The organism is Apibacter raozihei (assembly GCF_004014855.1).
GTDB classification, from domain to species: Bacteria; Bacteroidota; Bacteroidia; order Flavobacteriales; family Weeksellaceae; genus Apibacter; species Apibacter raozihei.
Genome location: NZ_CP034930.1, coordinates 1,929,313 through 1,946,807, shown reverse-complemented (window position 1 = coordinate 1,946,807; position 17,495 = coordinate 1,929,313). Strand labels below are relative to the sequence as shown.

The following is a 17,495-nucleotide window of genomic DNA, read 5'->3' as shown; positions in this document are numbered from 1 at the left end:
ACTTGTTATAATCTTGTATCTTTTATAAAAATAACGCTTTTTCGTTATTTTTATTAATACTTGTGGAGAATAAGGGAGTCGAACCCTTGACCTCCTGCGTGCAAGGCAGGCGCTCTAGCCAACTGAGCTAATTCCCCTTGGTCATCTTGTAGTCTCAGGCAGACTCGAACTGCCGACCTCTACATTATCAGTGTAGCGCTCTAACCGGCTGAGCTATGAGACTCTGTCTGTTTGGTCTTTCCTGTACTTACTTTAAGCTCTTTCTGTCTTTCCTGTGCTCGTAGATGGTTCCAGGGGTGTGTTATTATATTGTGTGTTTCTTTTTTTATTTTTCTTTGCTTTCATGTGACACTTGATATTTTTTAATCTTATTGTTTATTACTATATATTAATCATTATAATTATTTATAGCTTAAATAATAAACAGACAAACTCCTGGAATAAAATAATTCCATTTGGGTTATCTTGTGATAACTCCTGTACTCTAAAAAAGAGATGTTCCAGCCGCACCTTCCGGTACGGCTACCTTGTTACGACTTAGCCCCAGTCACTAGTTTTACCCTAGGCAGCTCCTTTTACGGTCACCGACTTCAGGCACCCCCAGCTTCCATGGCTTGACGGGCGGTGTGTACAAGGCCCGGGAACGTATTCACCGCATCATGGCTGATATGCGATTACTAGCGATTCCAGCTTCATAGAGTCGAGTTGCAGACTCCAATCCGAACTGAGACCGGCTTTAGAGATTCGCATCACATCGCTGTGTAGCTGCCCTCTGTACCGGCCATTGTAGCACGTGTGTGGCCCAGGGCGTAAGGGCCGTGATGATTTGACGTCATCCCCACCTTCCTCGCGGTTTGCACCGGCAGTCCCATTAGAGTTCCCGACTTGAATCGCTGGCAACTAATGGCAGGGGTTGCGCTCGTTATAGGACTTAACCTGACACCTCACGGCACGAGCTGACGACAACCATGCAGCACCTTGAAAATTGTCCGAAGAAATACCTATTTCTAGGTACGTCAATTCCCATTTAAGCCCTGGTAAGGTTCCTCGCGTATCATCGAATTAAACCACATGCTCCACCGCTTGTGCGGGCCCCCGTCAATTCCTTTGAGTTTCAACCTTGCGGTCGTACTCCCCAGGTGGGATACTTATTACTTTCGCTTAGCCGCTGAGCCCTAAAGCCCAACAGCGAGTATCCATCGTTTACGGCGTGGACTACCAGGGTATCTAATCCTGTTCGCTCCCCACGCTTTCGTCCATCAGCGTCAATCGGTATTTAGTAACCTGCCTTCGCAATTGGTGTTCTGTGTAATATCTATGCATTTCACCGCTACACTACACATTCCGGCTACTTCAATACTATTCAAGACTTGCAGTATCAACGGCAGTTCTACAGTTAAGCTGTAGGATTTCACCGCTGACTTACAAATCCGCCTACGGACCCTTTAAACCCAATAAATCCGGATAACGCTTGCATCCTCCGTATTACCGCGGCTGCTGGCACGGAGTTAGCCGATGCTTATTCGTATGGTACCTTCAGCTATCTACACGTAGATAGGTTTATCCCCATACAAAAGAAGTTTAAAACCCATAGGGCTGTCGTCCTTCACGCGGGATGGCTGGATCAGGCTCTCACCCATTGTCCAATATTCCTCACTGCTGCCTCCCGTAGGAGTCTGGTCCGTGTCTCAGTTCCAGTGTGGGGGATCACCCTCTCAGGCCCCCTAAGGATCATCGTCTTGGTAAGCCGTTACCTTACCAACTAACTAATCCTACGCATGCCTATCTCTATCCGATAAATCTTTGAATAAATAGTAAGGTTACTACTTAGTATATCCGGTATTAATCCGGGTTTCCCCGGGCTATCCCAGTGATAGAGGCAAGTTACATACGCGTTACGCACCCGTGCGCCGGTCTCTCAAGAAGCAAGCTCCTTAATACCCCTCGGCTTGCATGTGTTAGGCCTCCCGCTAGCGTTCATCCTGAGCCAGGATCAAACTCTCCATTGTAAAATTTTTGTTTCTTTAACATGGTAGTTATCCCTAAAACTCAAATGGAATTAACTTTGTTATTATTCCAGGTTTGCTGTTTTGTCTTTTTATCTTGTGTCTCTTTTTTCATTCTTAAAAAAGAAACTTTATGTCAACGATCTTCTTTGTTTGCGCCCCTTCGCTACTTTCGTTATCTCAGTAATTCCGGATTGCGAGTGCAAAGATACAGACTTTTTCTTATCCTCCAAATATTTCTGCACTTTTTTTTGACTTTTTTTAACCCTAAACCTATAACTCGCTATTAAACAATTAGATAAATTATTAACTTTTTTTTACCTTTTTTTTCCATTTCTCTCACTTCTTCTATTTCCCAATGTTAACACGATGTTATTTACTTCTTATCCTACTCTATTTTTATTCTTCTATTCTATGATATACTTAATTCTCCCCCCTCCTTTTTAATTGGGATGTCCTGCTCTACTATTTTCTTTGGTCTTTGTTTCTTTACTTGATAGCTCTTGTTTCTACTTTCTATCATTAGTATAAATTATTTCTTTAAAAACTTTTTTATTATTATATACATTATATGTACTGCCAAATCTTACTCTAGTATTCTCATCGCATTTTTTAAATACTCTTTATATATATACCTAATTATATAAAAATACCCTGATATAACATATCAGGGTGTAAATATTGCTTATTGTTTTTAAAGCACACTATAATTATCTAATTGAATCATGGTTTCTAATAGCAATCCACCCGGTCAGTCTTCTTCCATCAGTAAGATCTAAAATATACCAGTAACTGGAACTCGGAAGGTTCCTGCCTAAATATTTGCCATCCCAGATGAATTCTTTATCAATTTTCTGTTTTAAAAGAAGTTTTCCGTATCTGTCAAAAATAGTGATACTGCTACCTGAATATATTTCTAGTCCTTTAATGTGCCAGACATCATTGATTCCATCTCCATTCGGTGTAATGATATTGGGGATATCCAGTATACTGAAAACTAATGGGCCATTTATACAACCTAAAGCATTTCTTACGTATGCATGGTATATTTTAGGCTTTAATCCTGTAAAAAACGGAGAACTTTGCCAATTAATTAAATCCAGACTATATTCCAATGGGGCTTTTCCTATGGCATATACTTCTACATCATTTCCGTTAATCTTAATTTCTTTGATTTGTGGAGTTTCATAGTAGTTGATCTGAATTGAAGAAGAGGAAGAGCAACCGTTTTTATTAGTAACGGTAACCTTATAAATTCCTGCCTGGGTAACTTCTATGCTTTGGGTAGTGGCTCCGGTACTCCAAAGGTAGCTGCTGCCTGTATTGCCGGCATCCAGAGTAGTTGAGCTTCCCTGGCAGATGCTTCGGTCGGCTCCTAAGTTGACGACCGGAAGTGGATTTACTGTAATTTTAATTTCATCGCTTCCCTGACAGCCGTTGGCATCGGTTACCACCACACTGTAGGTTGCTGCCTGGGTAACTTCTATGCTTTGGGTAGTGGCTCCGGTACTCCAAAGGTAGCTGCTGCCTGTATTGCCGGCATCCAGAGTAGTTGAGCTTCCCTGACAAATGCTTCGGTCGGCTCCTAAGTTGACTACCGGAAGTGGATTTATACTTATTTTAATTTCATCGCTTCCCTGACAGCCGTTGACATCGGTAACTACCACACTGTAGGTTCCTGCCTGGGTAACTTCTATGCTTTGGGTAGTGGCTCCGGTACTCCAAAGGTAGCTGCTGCCTGTATTGCCGGCATCTAAAGTGGTTGAGCTTCCCTGACAAATGCTTCGGTCGGCTCCTAAGTTGACTACCGGAAGTGGATTTATACTTATTTTAATTTCATCGCTTCCCTGACAGCCGTTGGCATCGGTTACCACCACACTGTAGGTTCCTGCCTGGGTGACTTCTATGCTCCGGGTAGTGGCTCCGGTAATCCAAAGGTAGGTGCTGCCTGCATTGCCGGCATCTAAAGTGGTAGAGCTTCCCTGGCAAATGCTTCGGTCGGCTCCTAAGTTGACTACCGGTAACGCATTAACTGTTACTTTTACTGAACCGCTTCCCTGACAGCCGTTGGCATCGGTAACCACCACACTGTAGGTTCCTGCCTGGGTAACTTCTATGCTCCGGGTAGTGGCTCCGGTACTCCAAAGGTAGGTGCTGCCTGCATTTCCGGCATCTAAAGTGGTAGAGCTTCCCTGGCAGATACTTCGGTCGGCTCCTAAGTTCACTAAAGGTAACGCATTAACTGTTACTTTTACTGAACCGCTTCCCTGACAGCCGTTGGTATCGGTTACCACCACACTGTAGGTTCCTGCCTGGGTAACTTCTATGCTCCGGGTAGTGGCTCCGGTACTCCAAAGGTAGCTGCTGCCTGTATTGCCGGCATCTAAAGTGGTAGAGCTTCCCTGGCAAATGCTTCGGTCAGCTCCTAAGTTCACTACCGGTAACGCATTAACTGTTATTTTTATTGAACCTTTTCCCTGACAGCCGTTGGCATCGGTAACCACCACACTGTAGGTTCCTGCCTGGGTAACTTCTATGCTTTGGGTAGTGGCTCCGGTACTCCAAAGGTAGGTGCTGCCTGGATTGCCGGCATCTAATACCGTTGTATTTCCCTGGCAAATGCTTCGGTCGGCTCCTAAGTTCACTACCGGTAACGCATTAACTGTTACTTTTACTGAACCGCTTCCCTGACAGCCGTTGGTATCGGTTACCACCACACTGTAGGTTCCTGCCTGGGTAACTTCTATGCTCCGGGTAGTGGCTCCGGTACTCCAAAGGTAGGTGCTGCCTGTATTGCCGGCATCTAATACCGTTGTACTTCCTTGGCAAATGCTTCGGTCAGCTCCTAAGTTCACTACCGGTAACGCATTAACTGTTATTTTTATTGAACCTTTTCCCTGACAGCCGTTGGCATCGGTAACCACCACACTGTAGGTTCCTGCCTGGGTAACTTCTATGCTTTGGGTAGTGGCTCCGGTACTCCAAAGGTAGGTGCTGCCTGCATTGCCGGCATCTAATACCGTTGTACTTCCTTGGCAAATACTTCGGTCGGCTCCTAAGTTCACTACCGGTAACGCATTAACTGTTACTTTTACTGAACCGCTTCCCTGACAGCCGTTGGTATCGGTTACCACCACACTGTAGGTTCCTGCCTGGGTAACTTCTATGCTCTGGGTAGTGGCTCCGGTACTCCAAAGGTAGGTGCTGCCTGTATTGCCGGCATCTAATACCGTTGTACTTCCTTGGCAAATGCTTCGGTCAGCTCCTAAGTTGACTACCGGTAACGCATTAACTGTTACTTTTACTGAACCGCTTCCCTGACAGCCGTTGGCATCGGTTACCACCACACTGTAGGTTCCTGCCTGGGTGACTTCTATGCTCCGGGTAGTGGCACCGGTACTCCAAAGGTAGGTGCTGCCTGCATTGCCGGCATCTAAAGTGGTAGAGCTTCCCTGGCAAATGCTTCGGTCGGCTCCTAAGTTGACTACCGGTAACGCATTAACTGTTACTTTTACTGAACCGCTTCCCTGACAGCCGTTGGCATCGGTTACCACCACACTGTAGGTTCCTGCCTGGGTAACTTCTATGCTCCGGGTAGTGGCTCCGGTACTCCAAAGGTAGGTGCTGCCTGTATTGCCGGCATCTAATACCGTTGTACTTCCTTGGCAAATGCTTCGGTCAGCTCCTAAGTTCACTACCGGTAACGCATTAACTGTTATTTTTATTGAACCTTTTCCCTGACAGCCGTTGGCATCGGTAACCACCACACTGTAGGTTCCTGCCTGGGTAACTTCTATGCTTTGGGTAGTGGCTCCGGTACTCCAAAGGTAGGTGCTGCCTGCATTGCCGGCATCTAATACCGTTGTACTTCCTTGGCAAATACTTCGGTCGGCTCCTAAGTTCACTACCGGTAACGCATTAACTGTTACTTTTACTGAACCGCTTCCCTGACAGCCGTTGGTATCGGTTACCACCACACTGTAGGTTCCTGCCTGGGTAACTTCTATGCTCTGGGTAGTGGCTCCGGTACTCCAAAGGTAGGTGCTGCCTGGATTGCCGGCATCTAATACCGTTGTACTTCCTTGGCAAATGCTTCGGTCAGCTCCTAAGTTGACTACCGGTAACGCATTAACTGTTACTTTTACTGAACCGCTTCCCTGACAGCCGTTGGCATCGGTTACCACCACACTGTAGGTTCCTGCCTGGGTGACTTCTATGCTCCGGGTAGTGGCACCGGTACTCCAAAGGTAGGTGCTGCCTGCATTGCCGGCATCTAAAGTGGTAGAGCTTCCCTGGCAAATGCTTCGGTCGGCTCCTAAGTTGACTACCGGTAACGCATTAACTGTTACTTTTACTGAACCGCTTCCCTGACAGCCGTTGGCATCGGTTACCACCACACTGTAGGTTCCTGCCTGGTTTACTTCTATGCTTTGGGTAGTGGCTCCGGTACTCCAAAGGTAGGTGCTGCCTGTATTGCCGGCATCCAGAGTAGTTGTACTTCCTTGGCAGATACTTCGGTCGGATCCTAAGTTGACTATTAAACCTTTCTGTATAGTTACCTGTTTACTCACCGATGATTCACAATTTTGAGGGAACTTAACCAATACTTTATAAATTCCTGATTCATTAACAATAATACTGCTATTTGAACCAGACATTGTACTGCCATCAGGCATTGTCCAAATTATAGTATAATCTTTTGGCTGAATACCTATATTTAATGTAGCTGAACCATTGGGACATGAAGGATATATAATTTCTAAACTGATAGGCTTCATTACTGGTTGAATAGTTACCTGATTAGATTTACTTGTATATTGTTCATCTGTAAAAAATTCATCAAAATAAGTTGCCACAGCTTCTGGAGAGGTTACCAGTTTTTCGCAATTCAGTATTTTGACTTTAAAAGAAATTACAGTGTTTCCTCCTTTTGCAATTTTATCTAATTTATAGTTCAAGTTTGTTCCTGTAATATAAGCTTTATCATTGTCGTTAGCATCTGTTTGGGCCAATCCATCTACAATTAGGGAACCAGCCTGATACACTGTCCCTTCTGGTATTTTATCAGTAACTAATGTTTGTTCTGTCGAAGTTCCACCTACATTTTTCACATCAATTGTAATTGTAATCACATCTCCGTTGGTAACGACTGTGGATGATGCACTCTTTGTTAATGTTAACTCCGAAGTATATGAAAAACGAACATCATCTAAAAAATTACCAACAGTAGGATTACCTCCAGCAGCACTTATACTTGCAAACATAAAATATGAATTGGTTTGTCCGAAAGGAACTGTATAAGTTCCTTTATACAATTTCCAAGATCTTCCTGTTGATATTTTATCTTGCACGATCACATAAGAATTTAAAGAACTTCCTATTCGCAATTCCATTTCATCAGTTCCTCTTCTTCCTCTGTGATATAATGACCATCGCATTTTTTTTCCGGGTTCTGTATTTAACACCTGATATAAGGTAGAAACCATATTAGCGTTAAGCTCTGCATGTTGCTTTCCCTCAACTGAATAAACAACTTCACTTGAGACACCTCCTAATGTCCATATCTCTATCATTTTATCTCCAGCTGTCGTCAACCAACCAGGAACTGAATTCTGATGTAGAAAATGAACGTCTAATGAATTGAAAGACGGACTTTCAAATCCTCCATTTACTAAAGATATATCTCTTTGAGAATATAATTGTTTAGAAGTTAAGAGCGCTAAAAGTAGTATGAGAAAGAATAAACGTGATGATATCTGCATATTAGTAAATTAATTTTACGCCTACAAATATATCCAATTATTTTAATGGGAATTAAATATTTATATATATATTATTTATATAAATAATGTATCATAAAATACTCAATAAAAGATATTAAAAAAATAAATTTATATTTAATAAATAAAATAAAAATTCAACTAAGAAAATATTTTGTAAAACATACATAAAAAGTGTAATTATCTTTATAACGCGTAAGCAATGAAACAACTCAAAAATATTAAAACAAAAAAAATCGCTAAAAATTAATTTAGCGATTTTACTTATTAGATATGTTCTAAGCAAGTTATCTTTTAGCTCTAATAGCGCTAACAGTTAATTGCTTTCTGCCCTTTGATCTTCGTCTTGCTAAGACTTTTCTTCCATTAGCTGTCGCCATTCTTTCACGGAAGCCGTGTTTGTTTCTTCTCTTACGTTCTGAAGGTTGAAATGTACGTTTCATTGTTATATTATCTTATATCTTTAATTTCAGTTATATTCTCTTTGAGGGTGCAAAGATAGTATTTATTTTTTATAATCCTACTTTAAATTGTTTTTTTATTATTGAATTAATACAATATTTTATGGGTGATAAAATAAGCTTAGCTCAAAAACACTAAGAATTCATTTTTTAACTCATATTTAAGAACTTATTATAAACAGTGACGAACTAGCTGAAGATATAAAACAGTTAAAGCCATCTTTTAAAGACGGCTTTAACAAATATCAACGATTTAATAAATTGACTATCCGTTTATTTTAGCCATTCTGGAAATTAATTCAACCACTTTAGTTGAGTATCCCCATTCATTATCGTACCAGCTAACCACTTTAACAAAAGTAGGGCTTAACTGAATACCTGCTTTAACGTCAAAGATGGAAGTTCTAGGATCAGAAATAAAGTCTGAAGAAACTACTTCATCTTCTGTATAACCTAAAATTCCTTTTAATTCACCTTCTGAAGCTTCTTTCATTGCTTTGCAAATATCTTCGTAAGAAGTTTCTTTAGCTAAACGTACAGTTATATCAACTACAGATACATCTAAAGTTGGAACTCTGAAAGCCATACCTGTAAGTTTACCGTTTAACTCAGGAATTACTTTTCCTACTGCTTTTGCAGCTCCTGTTGATGAAGGGATAATATTTCCGGCAGCTGCACGTCCACCTCTCCAGTCTTTAACTGAAGGTCCGTCAACTGTTTTTTGAGTTGCAGTTGTTGCATGCACAGTTGTCATTAAACCTTCAACGATACCAAATTTATCATTTAAAACTTTAGCTACAGGAGCTAAACAGTTTGTTGTACAAGATGCATTAGATACGAATTGAGTTCCTTTTACGTATGAGCTATCATTAACTCCACAAACAAACATAGGAGTATCATCTTTAGAAGGAGCAGACATAACTACGTATTTTGCACCTGCATCAATGTGACCTTGTGCTTTATCTTTAGATAAAAATAGCCCTGTAGATTCAACAACATACTCAGCTTCTACTTCATTCCATTTTAAATCCGCAGGATTTCTTTCTGCAGTTACTCTTATAGCTTTACCGTTAACAACTAATTTACCGTCTTTAACTTCAACGCTTCCTTTAAATTGTCCGTGTATTGTATCGTATTTTAGCATATAAGCCATATACTCAACGTCTATAAGGTCATTAATTCCAACTATTTCAATATTATCATTGTCTTGTGCTGCACGAAATACTAATCGGCCAATACGACCGAAACCATTAATACCAACTTTAATTTTTGACATAATACTTATTTTTAATTGTTATTTAAATTATTTTAAAAAATGATTACATAGATAAGATGTTAGCTACTTTAATCAGCTCTTTATCTATTTCATTATGTTTTTTTATTGCTTCTTCGATAGGGGTAAATACTACTTTATTTGATTGCATTCCTGCCATAACATTGGATTTACCTGCCATTAAACCTTCAACAGCAGCAACTCCTAACCTAGATGCTAATACCCTGTCTGCTACCGTAGGGGAACCACCTCTCTGTATATGTCCTAAGACGGTTACTCTGACATCAAATTCCGGATATTTCATTTTAGTAAACTTAGCAAGATCATAAACTCCACCTAATTTTTCCCCTTCAGCTACTACAATGATGCTTGAGATTTTGCCCTTTTTTTTAGCATTATCAAAGGCAGAAAATAAATCTTCGATGCTATCTTTTTCTTCTGGTATCAGAATATCAAGAGCTCCGGTCGCAATACCACTATTTAATGCTATAAAACCTGCATCTCTACCCATTACTTCTACAAAGAAAACCCGATTATGAGATGTTGCTGTATCTCTTATTTTATCTATAGCTTCAACTACAGTATTTAATGCGGTATCGTAACCTAAGGTGAAATCAGTACCAAAAATATCGTTATCAATAGTTCCTGGTATTCCTATGAATGGTATTCCTTGTTCTTTCTGTAAAGTCATACCTCCAGTAAAGGAACCATCACCTCCGATAACAACCAAAGCATCAATATTATATTTTTTCACTGTTTGAGCTGCCTTTGCTCTACCTTCGGGAGTTCTGAATTCATCGGAACGTGCCGATTTTAATTCGGTACCTCCTCTGTTGATTAAGTTTCTTACTGAGCGTGGTCCTAAATCAACAACATGCCCATTTATTAATCCATCATATCCCATTCTTATTCCACTACATTGAATTTCGTAGTAATTACAAGTTCTTACCACTGATCTGATAGCGGCATTCATTCCCGGAGAATCTCCTCCTGAAGTTAACACTCCTATTTTCTTTATTTTGCTAGTGTTGTTAGACATATTTTATATCAATTTTTCCATGCAAATATACTAATCATTTATGGATTTAACAGTACTAAATACGGCATTCCTGTTAAAACATATATCATATTTTTTAGTTTTATTACTAAATTTAATTTTTTTAATTTTGTAGTTAAAACTTCCTGTGTTCAATCCTTGATTTTATAAAACTGAATTTCAAATATTTCAAGCTTTTTATTGCAGTTAATTTAAATTTTTAATTGTATACTTATTTATCTTTTATATTTTAAGATAAAAAATATTTTTTTCTTGAATCTGATATAATATTTCAAAAACAATACCAATACTTATCATGAATAATAGATTACACGAACATTAACATTAAATTAATAATTCAAAAAGTAAAAAGAGGAATTAATTCCCCTTTTTATTTTATTTCATACTTCCTACCATATCTTCCGGTCTTACCCATTCGTCAAATTGTTCTGCTGTTACCAGCCCCAGATTGACGGCTTCTTCTTTTAACGTTGTACCATTTTTATGTGCAGTTTTAGCAATTTTAGCTGCATTTTCATATCCTATATGGGTATTTAATGCTGTAACCAACATTAATGAATTATTTACTAATTCTTTTATTCTTGAATCATTAGGTTCTATTCCAACAGCGCAATGTTCATTAAATGATAAACATGCGTCTCCTAAAAGTTGGGCTGACTGAAGAAAATTATAGGCCATTACTGGTTTGAAAACATTTAGCTCGTAATTTCCTTGGGTACCTGAAAAAGAAATTGCTGTATCATTTCCTAAAACCTGTGCACAAACCATAGTCATAGCTTCGTTTTGAGTTGGATTTACTTTTCCAGGCATAATTGAAGATCCAGGTTCATTTTCAGGTATGAATATTTCACCAATACCACTTCGCGGGCCAGATGCCATCAGACGTATATCCTGTGCTATTTTAAATAGACTTACTGCTAATTGTTTTAATGCACCATGTGTTTCGACAATAGCATCGTGTGATGCCAAAGCTTCAAATTTATTTGGAGCAGTTACAAAGGGTAATCCTATAAATGAAGAAATATATTCCGCTACTTTAGTATCGTATCCCTGCGGAGTATTTAATCCTGTACCAACAGCTGTTCCTCCTAATGCTAATTCCGATAAATGTGACAATGTATGCTTGATTGCCTTTATCGCATAATCAAGTTGCGCCACATAACCTGAAAATTCCTGCCCTAAAGTTAAAGGAGTAGCATCCATCAGGTGTGTACGACCAATTTTAACAACATTTTTAAATTTTAATGATTTTTCGTGAAGAGTATTTCTCAATTCTTCTACCGCTGGAAGTGTATGAGATACTACTTTTTTATAGGCTGCTATATGCATAGCAGTCGGGTAAGTATCGTTGGATGATTGCGATTTGTTAACATCGTCATTGGGGTGTATAGGACTTTTATCTCCTAATTTTCCACCTTTAAGTACTAACGCTCTATTAGATATAACTTCATTAACATTCATATTGGATTGTGTTCCTGATCCTGTTTGCCATATTACTAAAGGAAATTGATCAGCAAGCTGACCTAATAATATCTCATCACAAACTGTAGCTATCAAATCCCTTTTTTCTACCGGAAGTACTCCTAATTCTGCATTGGTAAAAGCTGCTGCTTTTTTTAAATATGCAAATGCTTCAATAATTTCATGAGGCATTGAACCTTCGGGACCAATTTTAAAATTGTTTCTGGATCTTTCTGTTTGTGCACCCCAATATTTATCTGCAGGAACTTTTACTTCCCCCATTGTATCTTTTTCAATACGATATTCCATAGTTTTAATATTTTTTAAAATTCACTATTGAAAGTTACGTATTTTTTAAGTTAATACAAAAAACAAAGCAGTCTAATTTAGACTGCTTCTAATTAAATTTATAATATGTTTTTTATTTCTTGTTTTTGCTTTGCTTGTTTTTCTGTTCCTGTATTTGTTTTTGCTGTTGTTGTGCCTGTTCCATCATGTCCTGCATTTTCTGCTGCCATCTACTTTTTTTCTTAACAGGCTTTGTTTTATTCTCCTGCATTTTTGCATGAATTTTATCTTCATTGATCATAAAGTTTTTAATGAGAAGAATTAAAAGTATATTAATTGCATTGGACACCAAATAATACCAAGACAAACCTGAAGCATATGAATTTAACCAGAAAATAAACATTACAGGCATTAAGTACATCATAAATCTCATATCCGGCATTCCTTCCTGAGTCGGAGCCTGCATAGTTGATGTAGACATTTTGGTATATATAAGTAATACTACACAATACAAAATAGTGAACAAACTGATGTGATTTCCGTAAAAACTGGATAAAAGAGGAATATGAGTTGTCCATTCGTATATAGAATCGTATGCTGTTAAATCATCTGCCCATAGGAACGATTGACCTCTAAGTGCTATATTGTTCGGGAAAAACCTGAATAATGAATAAAATATTGGTATCTGAATTAAAGCGGGCAAACATCCGGCTAACGGATTAACTCCTGCTTTTCTATAGAGATCCATGGTTTCTTTTTGCTTTTTTAATGGATCTGCATTTTTGTTTTTTTCATTTAATTCGTCAATATCCGGTTTTAGTATCCTCATTTTAGCTCCCTGTATGTATTGCTTATACATTATAGGGGAGGTTACTAATTTTACAACTATGGTCATCAGGAATATAATCCACCCTGCAGCTATTCCAAATTGGGCTAAGAATTTATATATCCACAAATAGAATATACATAACCATTTCATCCATCCGAAGGGTATGTTATATTCGAATTGTTTACTTTGTCCGGAATCCGTTTTATAGGACTTTAATAAATCATAATCCAAAGGAAGGAAATTCCACGTATAATTTTGATTTATTTCTCCTTTCTCAACAGGAATTATACTTGAAAATACAAAATTTTTCAAATAAACAGGATCGTCTTTTTCTGATTCCTGAGTTCCTTTGGAGTTTTTAAATCCTTGTTGGGATTCTAATATGGTTGCAAAAAACTGTTGTTTTACACTTATCCAGTCCAATTTGTCCTTTGCTTCTTCAAATCCGTTGGTATCATAATCAGTTTGTGAATGATTATTTAAACTATACCTGTATTCGGTATATATAGTTTCCTGTGATTTTCCTTTTTCAAGTGCCAAGGCATTTTGCTGCCAATTTAAAGATACGTGCTTAGCTGAAGTAATCTTTGTAAGGTCTTTAGTTTCAACTGAAAAATCAAGTGAGTATTTCCCTTTCAGCTGATATATAAACTTTATAAAGGCTCCATTTTCTAAATTTGCTGCAAATACGGTTGCCGTATCATTTTTTTCAGGTGCAAATATCAGATCTCTGGTATTAATTATTTTTCCTGCTTTATCTTTAAATGAAATGTTAAAATCTGAATTTTCAGAATTTACCAGAATCAGATCTTTTTTATGGGATTTACTGTCTTTATCGTAAGATGTCCATTTAGTAAGCTTTACCTCTCTTAACTGAGCTCCCTGAGTACTTACTTTAACTTCTAAATCTTTATTAGTAAAAGGAATTAGTTCGATTTTTGATTGAGAAGTTGAATCGAATTTTACAGGTTGAGGGGTAACTGTTTTTGTATCAGAAGCTGTTTTTTCAGCTTTTTCGGCTATCTGTTCTTCTTTTTGTGCTGTAGCAATTTGATTTTTTTGCTGTTTATTTGAATATACTAAAAAACCTATTAAAATTACTCCTATCAGAATAAAACCAATAAGCTGGTTTTTGTCAAATTTATTTTGTTGCATTCTTAATCTTATTTTTTATTTGATAGTTTTGTGCTGCATTTACAAGAGCTATGAATAACGGATGCGGTGTTGCTACCGTACTTTTGTATTCCGGATGGTATTGAACCCCTATGTAAAAAGGATGATCTTTTACCTGAATTACTTCTACAAGACCGGTGTCAGGGTTAAACCCTATAGCTTCCAGACCATTTTTTTCAAAGTCTTCCAGATATTCACTGTTGAATTCGTATCTGTGACGATGTCTTTCTTTTATTTCGTTGGTGTGATATATTTTTTCGATGGCAGAACCTTCTTTTAATTTACAAGCCCAAGCGCCTAATCTCATAGTACCTCCCTTGGTTGTAATATTTTTTTGCTCTTCCATAAGACAAATAACCGGATATGAAGTTTGAGAATTGAATTCGACACTATCTGCATCTTTATATCCTAACACATTTCTTGCAAATTCTATTACTGCTATCTGCATTCCTAAACAAATTCCCAATAACGGAATTTTATTTACTCTAACGTATTGACAAGCGGATATTTTCCCTTCGATTGCTCTGTCACCAAAACCTGGTGCTACAATTACTCCATCTACTCCTTTCAAATACTCTGAAACGTTTTCGCTTGTAACATCTCCGCTGTATACCCAGCGAATATTCACTTTTGTTTCCGTATTGGCTCCTGCATGTATTAATGCTTCAACTATGGATTTATAAGAATCTTGTAAAGAAACGTATTTGCCCACTAAAGCTATTTCTATAGTATTCTTAGGATTTTTATATTTTTTCAGGAAGTCATTCCATTGTGTTAAATCAGGTTTGTTATCTTCTGAAGGTAACCCTAATTCTTTTAAAACTAAGGCGTCAAAATTTTGTTTCTGAAGATATAGGGGCACTTCATAGATAGTTGGAAGATCTTTACTCTCAATGACATTATCTATGTTGAGGTTACAGAAAAGAGCAAGTTTAGAACGTACTGCTTTCGGTATATGATGTTCGGTACGACATACTAAAAAATTAGTTTGTACTCCATTTTCCATGAGTTGTCGAACCGAATGTTGAGAAGGCTTGGTTTTAAGCTCTCCACTTGCTGCCAAATAAGGAACTAAAGTTAAGTGGATTACAATTGAATTCTGATATCCTAACTCCCATCTTAACTGACGTACTGTTTCTATATAAGGTAATGATTCAATATCTCCGACAGTTCCTCCAATTTCAGTTATTATGATATCAAAATCTCCTTTTTTCCCAAGAATTTTAATTCTTCTTTTAATTTCATTTGTGATATGAGGAATAACCTGAACTGTTTTACCCAAAAAATCACCTTTCCGCTCTTTTTCAATAACGGTCTGATATATTTTACCTGTAGTAACGTTATTATTTTTACTTGTAGGGCTATTCAGGAAACGTTCATAATGCCCTAAATCAAGGTCTGTTTCCGCACCGTCTTCAGTAACATAACATTCTCCATGCTCATAAGGATTTAATGTACCCGGATCAATATTAATATAGGGATCTAATTTTTGAATAGTCACTCTATATCCCCTTGCTTTTAAAAGCATTCCTAAAGAAGCAGCTACAATTCCTTTTCCGAGAGAAGACGTTACACCTCCGGTAACAAAAATATATTTGGGAGAAGATTGGTCAGACATAGTATTATTATAAATTTAGAATATATTAGTTCAATTTTAGTTCGGGTCAATTCAGTCAGCACCAATAAAAAATGGCAAGCTACCTGCATCACACCGCTACAACCGTTTACCTTTGCTGCGTTCCCGCCCTGGAGGATTCACAGGAGCTGGTTGTGCAGGACTTGCCGGTGCAAAAGTATAACTTTTTATAAAATTTACAAAAAAATTAGCAGTATTTTAAATTATATTTTTCTAATCTCCTGTTTTTAGTTATTTAACAACAGGATTAATTATTTATGTAATAGGTAAAATAATAAATCTAATTCATTGAATTTCAAAAATTAAAAATCTTCATATCTTATTATTTACTTTTTATTTCTCATAACTTATAAATGAAACAGTTTCTTGTGTATTATTCTTATTTAGTAATTTAGCGTCTTAATTTTGTATTATGATAAACAAACAGGAAATTATTTCCTTGTTAAAAGATATTATTGACAACAAAGTAATTAAATTTCAAAAACTTATTTTCGAAACCCGTGAATCTAATACTGATACTAAGAGCAGTATGGGTGATAAGTATGAAACATCTCGTGAAATGCTTCAACAAGAAATAAATTTATTACAGAAACAGTTATCTGAGGTTTTAGGTCAACAGGAAATAATTCGTAAGCTTACTGATGCTACTAATTCTAAAGTATCATTGGGTGCTTTGGTTTATACTTCTCTCGGATTGTTTTATATTTCATGCGGAATAGGTGTATTCGAAATGAGAGATAAAAGAATCATCGGAATTTCAATTACATCTCCTTTAGCTAAGGCTATGTTGGGTAAGATTAAGAATGATACTTTTGTTTTAAATAATAAATCTGAAGTTATTATAGATATTTATTAAGTATTTAGTCTTTGATTTTGATAAATATGGAATATTTAAAAACGCTTTTTTTTGATACCTGTCATACTTTTACTAAGAATGATAAATTAGTTACTACTCTTTGGGTAGAAATTATAACAAAATACTCTTCCCCCAAAAGGCATTATCATACTTTAACCCATGTTAATCATTTAATAAAAGAACTCTCAGAGGTAAAAAATCAATTTTCAGACTGGCCTATAGTTGTACTTTCTGCTTTTTATTACGATTTCATCTATGACACTCTTCGAAAAAATAATGAAGAGAAGAGTGCCAATGCTGCACGGAAAAAACTTATTCTGTTAGGTTGCTCTCCTGAGAAAATAATTAACTGCTATAATTTGATTTTAGCCACTCAACATCATAATGATAAAGGTAATAATGAAATAAATTATTTTACAGATGCTGATCTTGCCATTTTAGGATCTAATGAACATCTCTACCTTGATTATGCAAAAAGTATCAGAAAGGAATATTTTATTTATCCTGACATTGTTTATAATTCAGGTAGAAAAAAAGTCATTACCCACTTTCTTGAAATGAGTTCCATATTTAAAACTGAACATTTTAAGTTGAAATATGAAATTCAAGCACGTATAAATCTGAAAAATGAACTTATAAATTATTAATTTCTATTTTGATAAATGCTAAGAGTAA

The 17,495-nt window shown here is 37.1% G+C and carries 9 protein-coding genes, 2 tRNA genes, 1 rRNA gene and 1 other RNA gene; 2 read left to right on the top strand and 11 right to left on the bottom strand.

The window, feature by feature from the left end; translation table 11 throughout:
• Positions 1-63: 63 nt before the first annotated feature.
• The 11 genes from EOV51_RS08660 to ffs all read right to left on the bottom strand — a co-directional run bounded on the left by EOV51_RS08660 (position 64) and on the right by ffs (position 16,113).
• A tRNA-Ala gene (locus EOV51_RS08660) sits at positions 64-137 on the bottom strand.
• Between the two features lie 12 nt (positions 138-149).
• Positions 150-223, bottom strand: a tRNA-Ile gene (locus EOV51_RS08655).
• A 265-nt stretch (positions 224-488) separates the two neighbouring features.
• Positions 489-2,009, bottom strand: a 16S ribosomal RNA gene (locus EOV51_RS08650).
• A 707-nt stretch (positions 2,010-2,716) separates the two neighbouring features.
• Positions 2,717-7,768, bottom strand: coding sequence for a T9SS type B sorting domain-containing protein (locus tag EOV51_RS08645; protein ID WP_128151874.1), 5,052 nt, complete (start codon positions 7,766-7,768; stop codon positions 2,717-2,719).
• A gap of 305 nt (positions 7,769-8,073) precedes the next feature.
• Complete coding sequence (rpmH, locus tag EOV51_RS08640) at positions 8,074-8,229, bottom strand: 50S ribosomal protein L34 (protein ID WP_128151872.1); 156 nt, start codon at positions 8,227-8,229, stop codon at positions 8,074-8,076.
• A gap of 283 nt (positions 8,230-8,512) precedes the next feature.
• Positions 8,513-9,523, bottom strand: a complete 1,011-nt coding sequence (gap, locus tag EOV51_RS08635; RefSeq protein WP_128151870.1) for a type I glyceraldehyde-3-phosphate dehydrogenase — start codon at positions 9,521-9,523, stop codon at positions 8,513-8,515.
• Positions 9,524-9,566: 43 nt separating this feature from the next.
• On the bottom strand, positions 9,567-10,559 hold the full coding sequence (gene pfkA, locus EOV51_RS08630) for a 6-phosphofructokinase (RefSeq protein WP_128151868.1): 993 nt from the start codon (positions 10,557-10,559) through the stop codon (positions 9,567-9,569).
• A 393-nt stretch (positions 10,560-10,952) separates the two neighbouring features.
• Complete coding sequence (fumC, locus tag EOV51_RS08625; protein ID WP_128151866.1) at positions 10,953-12,347, bottom strand: class II fumarate hydratase; 1,395 nt, start codon at positions 12,345-12,347, stop codon at positions 10,953-10,955.
• Between the two features lie 112 nt (positions 12,348-12,459).
• A complete protein-coding gene (gene yidC, locus EOV51_RS08620) occupies positions 12,460-14,310 on the bottom strand; it encodes a membrane protein insertase YidC (RefSeq protein ID WP_128151864.1) in 1,851 nt (616 codons plus the stop codon).
• The gene (locus EOV51_RS08615; protein WP_128151861.1) at positions 14,297-15,946 is read right to left on the bottom strand and encodes a CTP synthase; all 1,650 of its coding nucleotides are present in this window, start codon (positions 15,944-15,946) and stop codon (positions 14,297-14,299) included. The genes yidC and EOV51_RS08615 overlap by 14 nt, the downstream gene beginning before the upstream one ends.
• Positions 15,947-16,015: 69 nt before the next feature.
• Positions 16,016-16,113: signal recognition particle sRNA small type (gene ffs / locus EOV51_RS08610), an RNA gene on the bottom strand.
• Positions 16,114-16,376: 263 nt separating this feature from the next.
• On the opposite strand from ffs, the gene EOV51_RS08605 reads away from it, so the two are divergent.
• Positions 16,377-16,820, top strand: coding sequence for a GreA/GreB family elongation factor (locus EOV51_RS08605; protein WP_228427605.1), 444 nt, complete (start codon positions 16,377-16,379; stop codon positions 16,818-16,820).
• Positions 16,821-16,846: 26 nt separating this feature from the next.
• Positions 16,847-17,467, top strand: coding sequence for an HD domain-containing protein (locus EOV51_RS08600; protein ID WP_128151859.1), 621 nt, complete (start codon positions 16,847-16,849; stop codon positions 17,465-17,467).
• Positions 17,468-17,495: the final 28 nt, after the last annotated feature.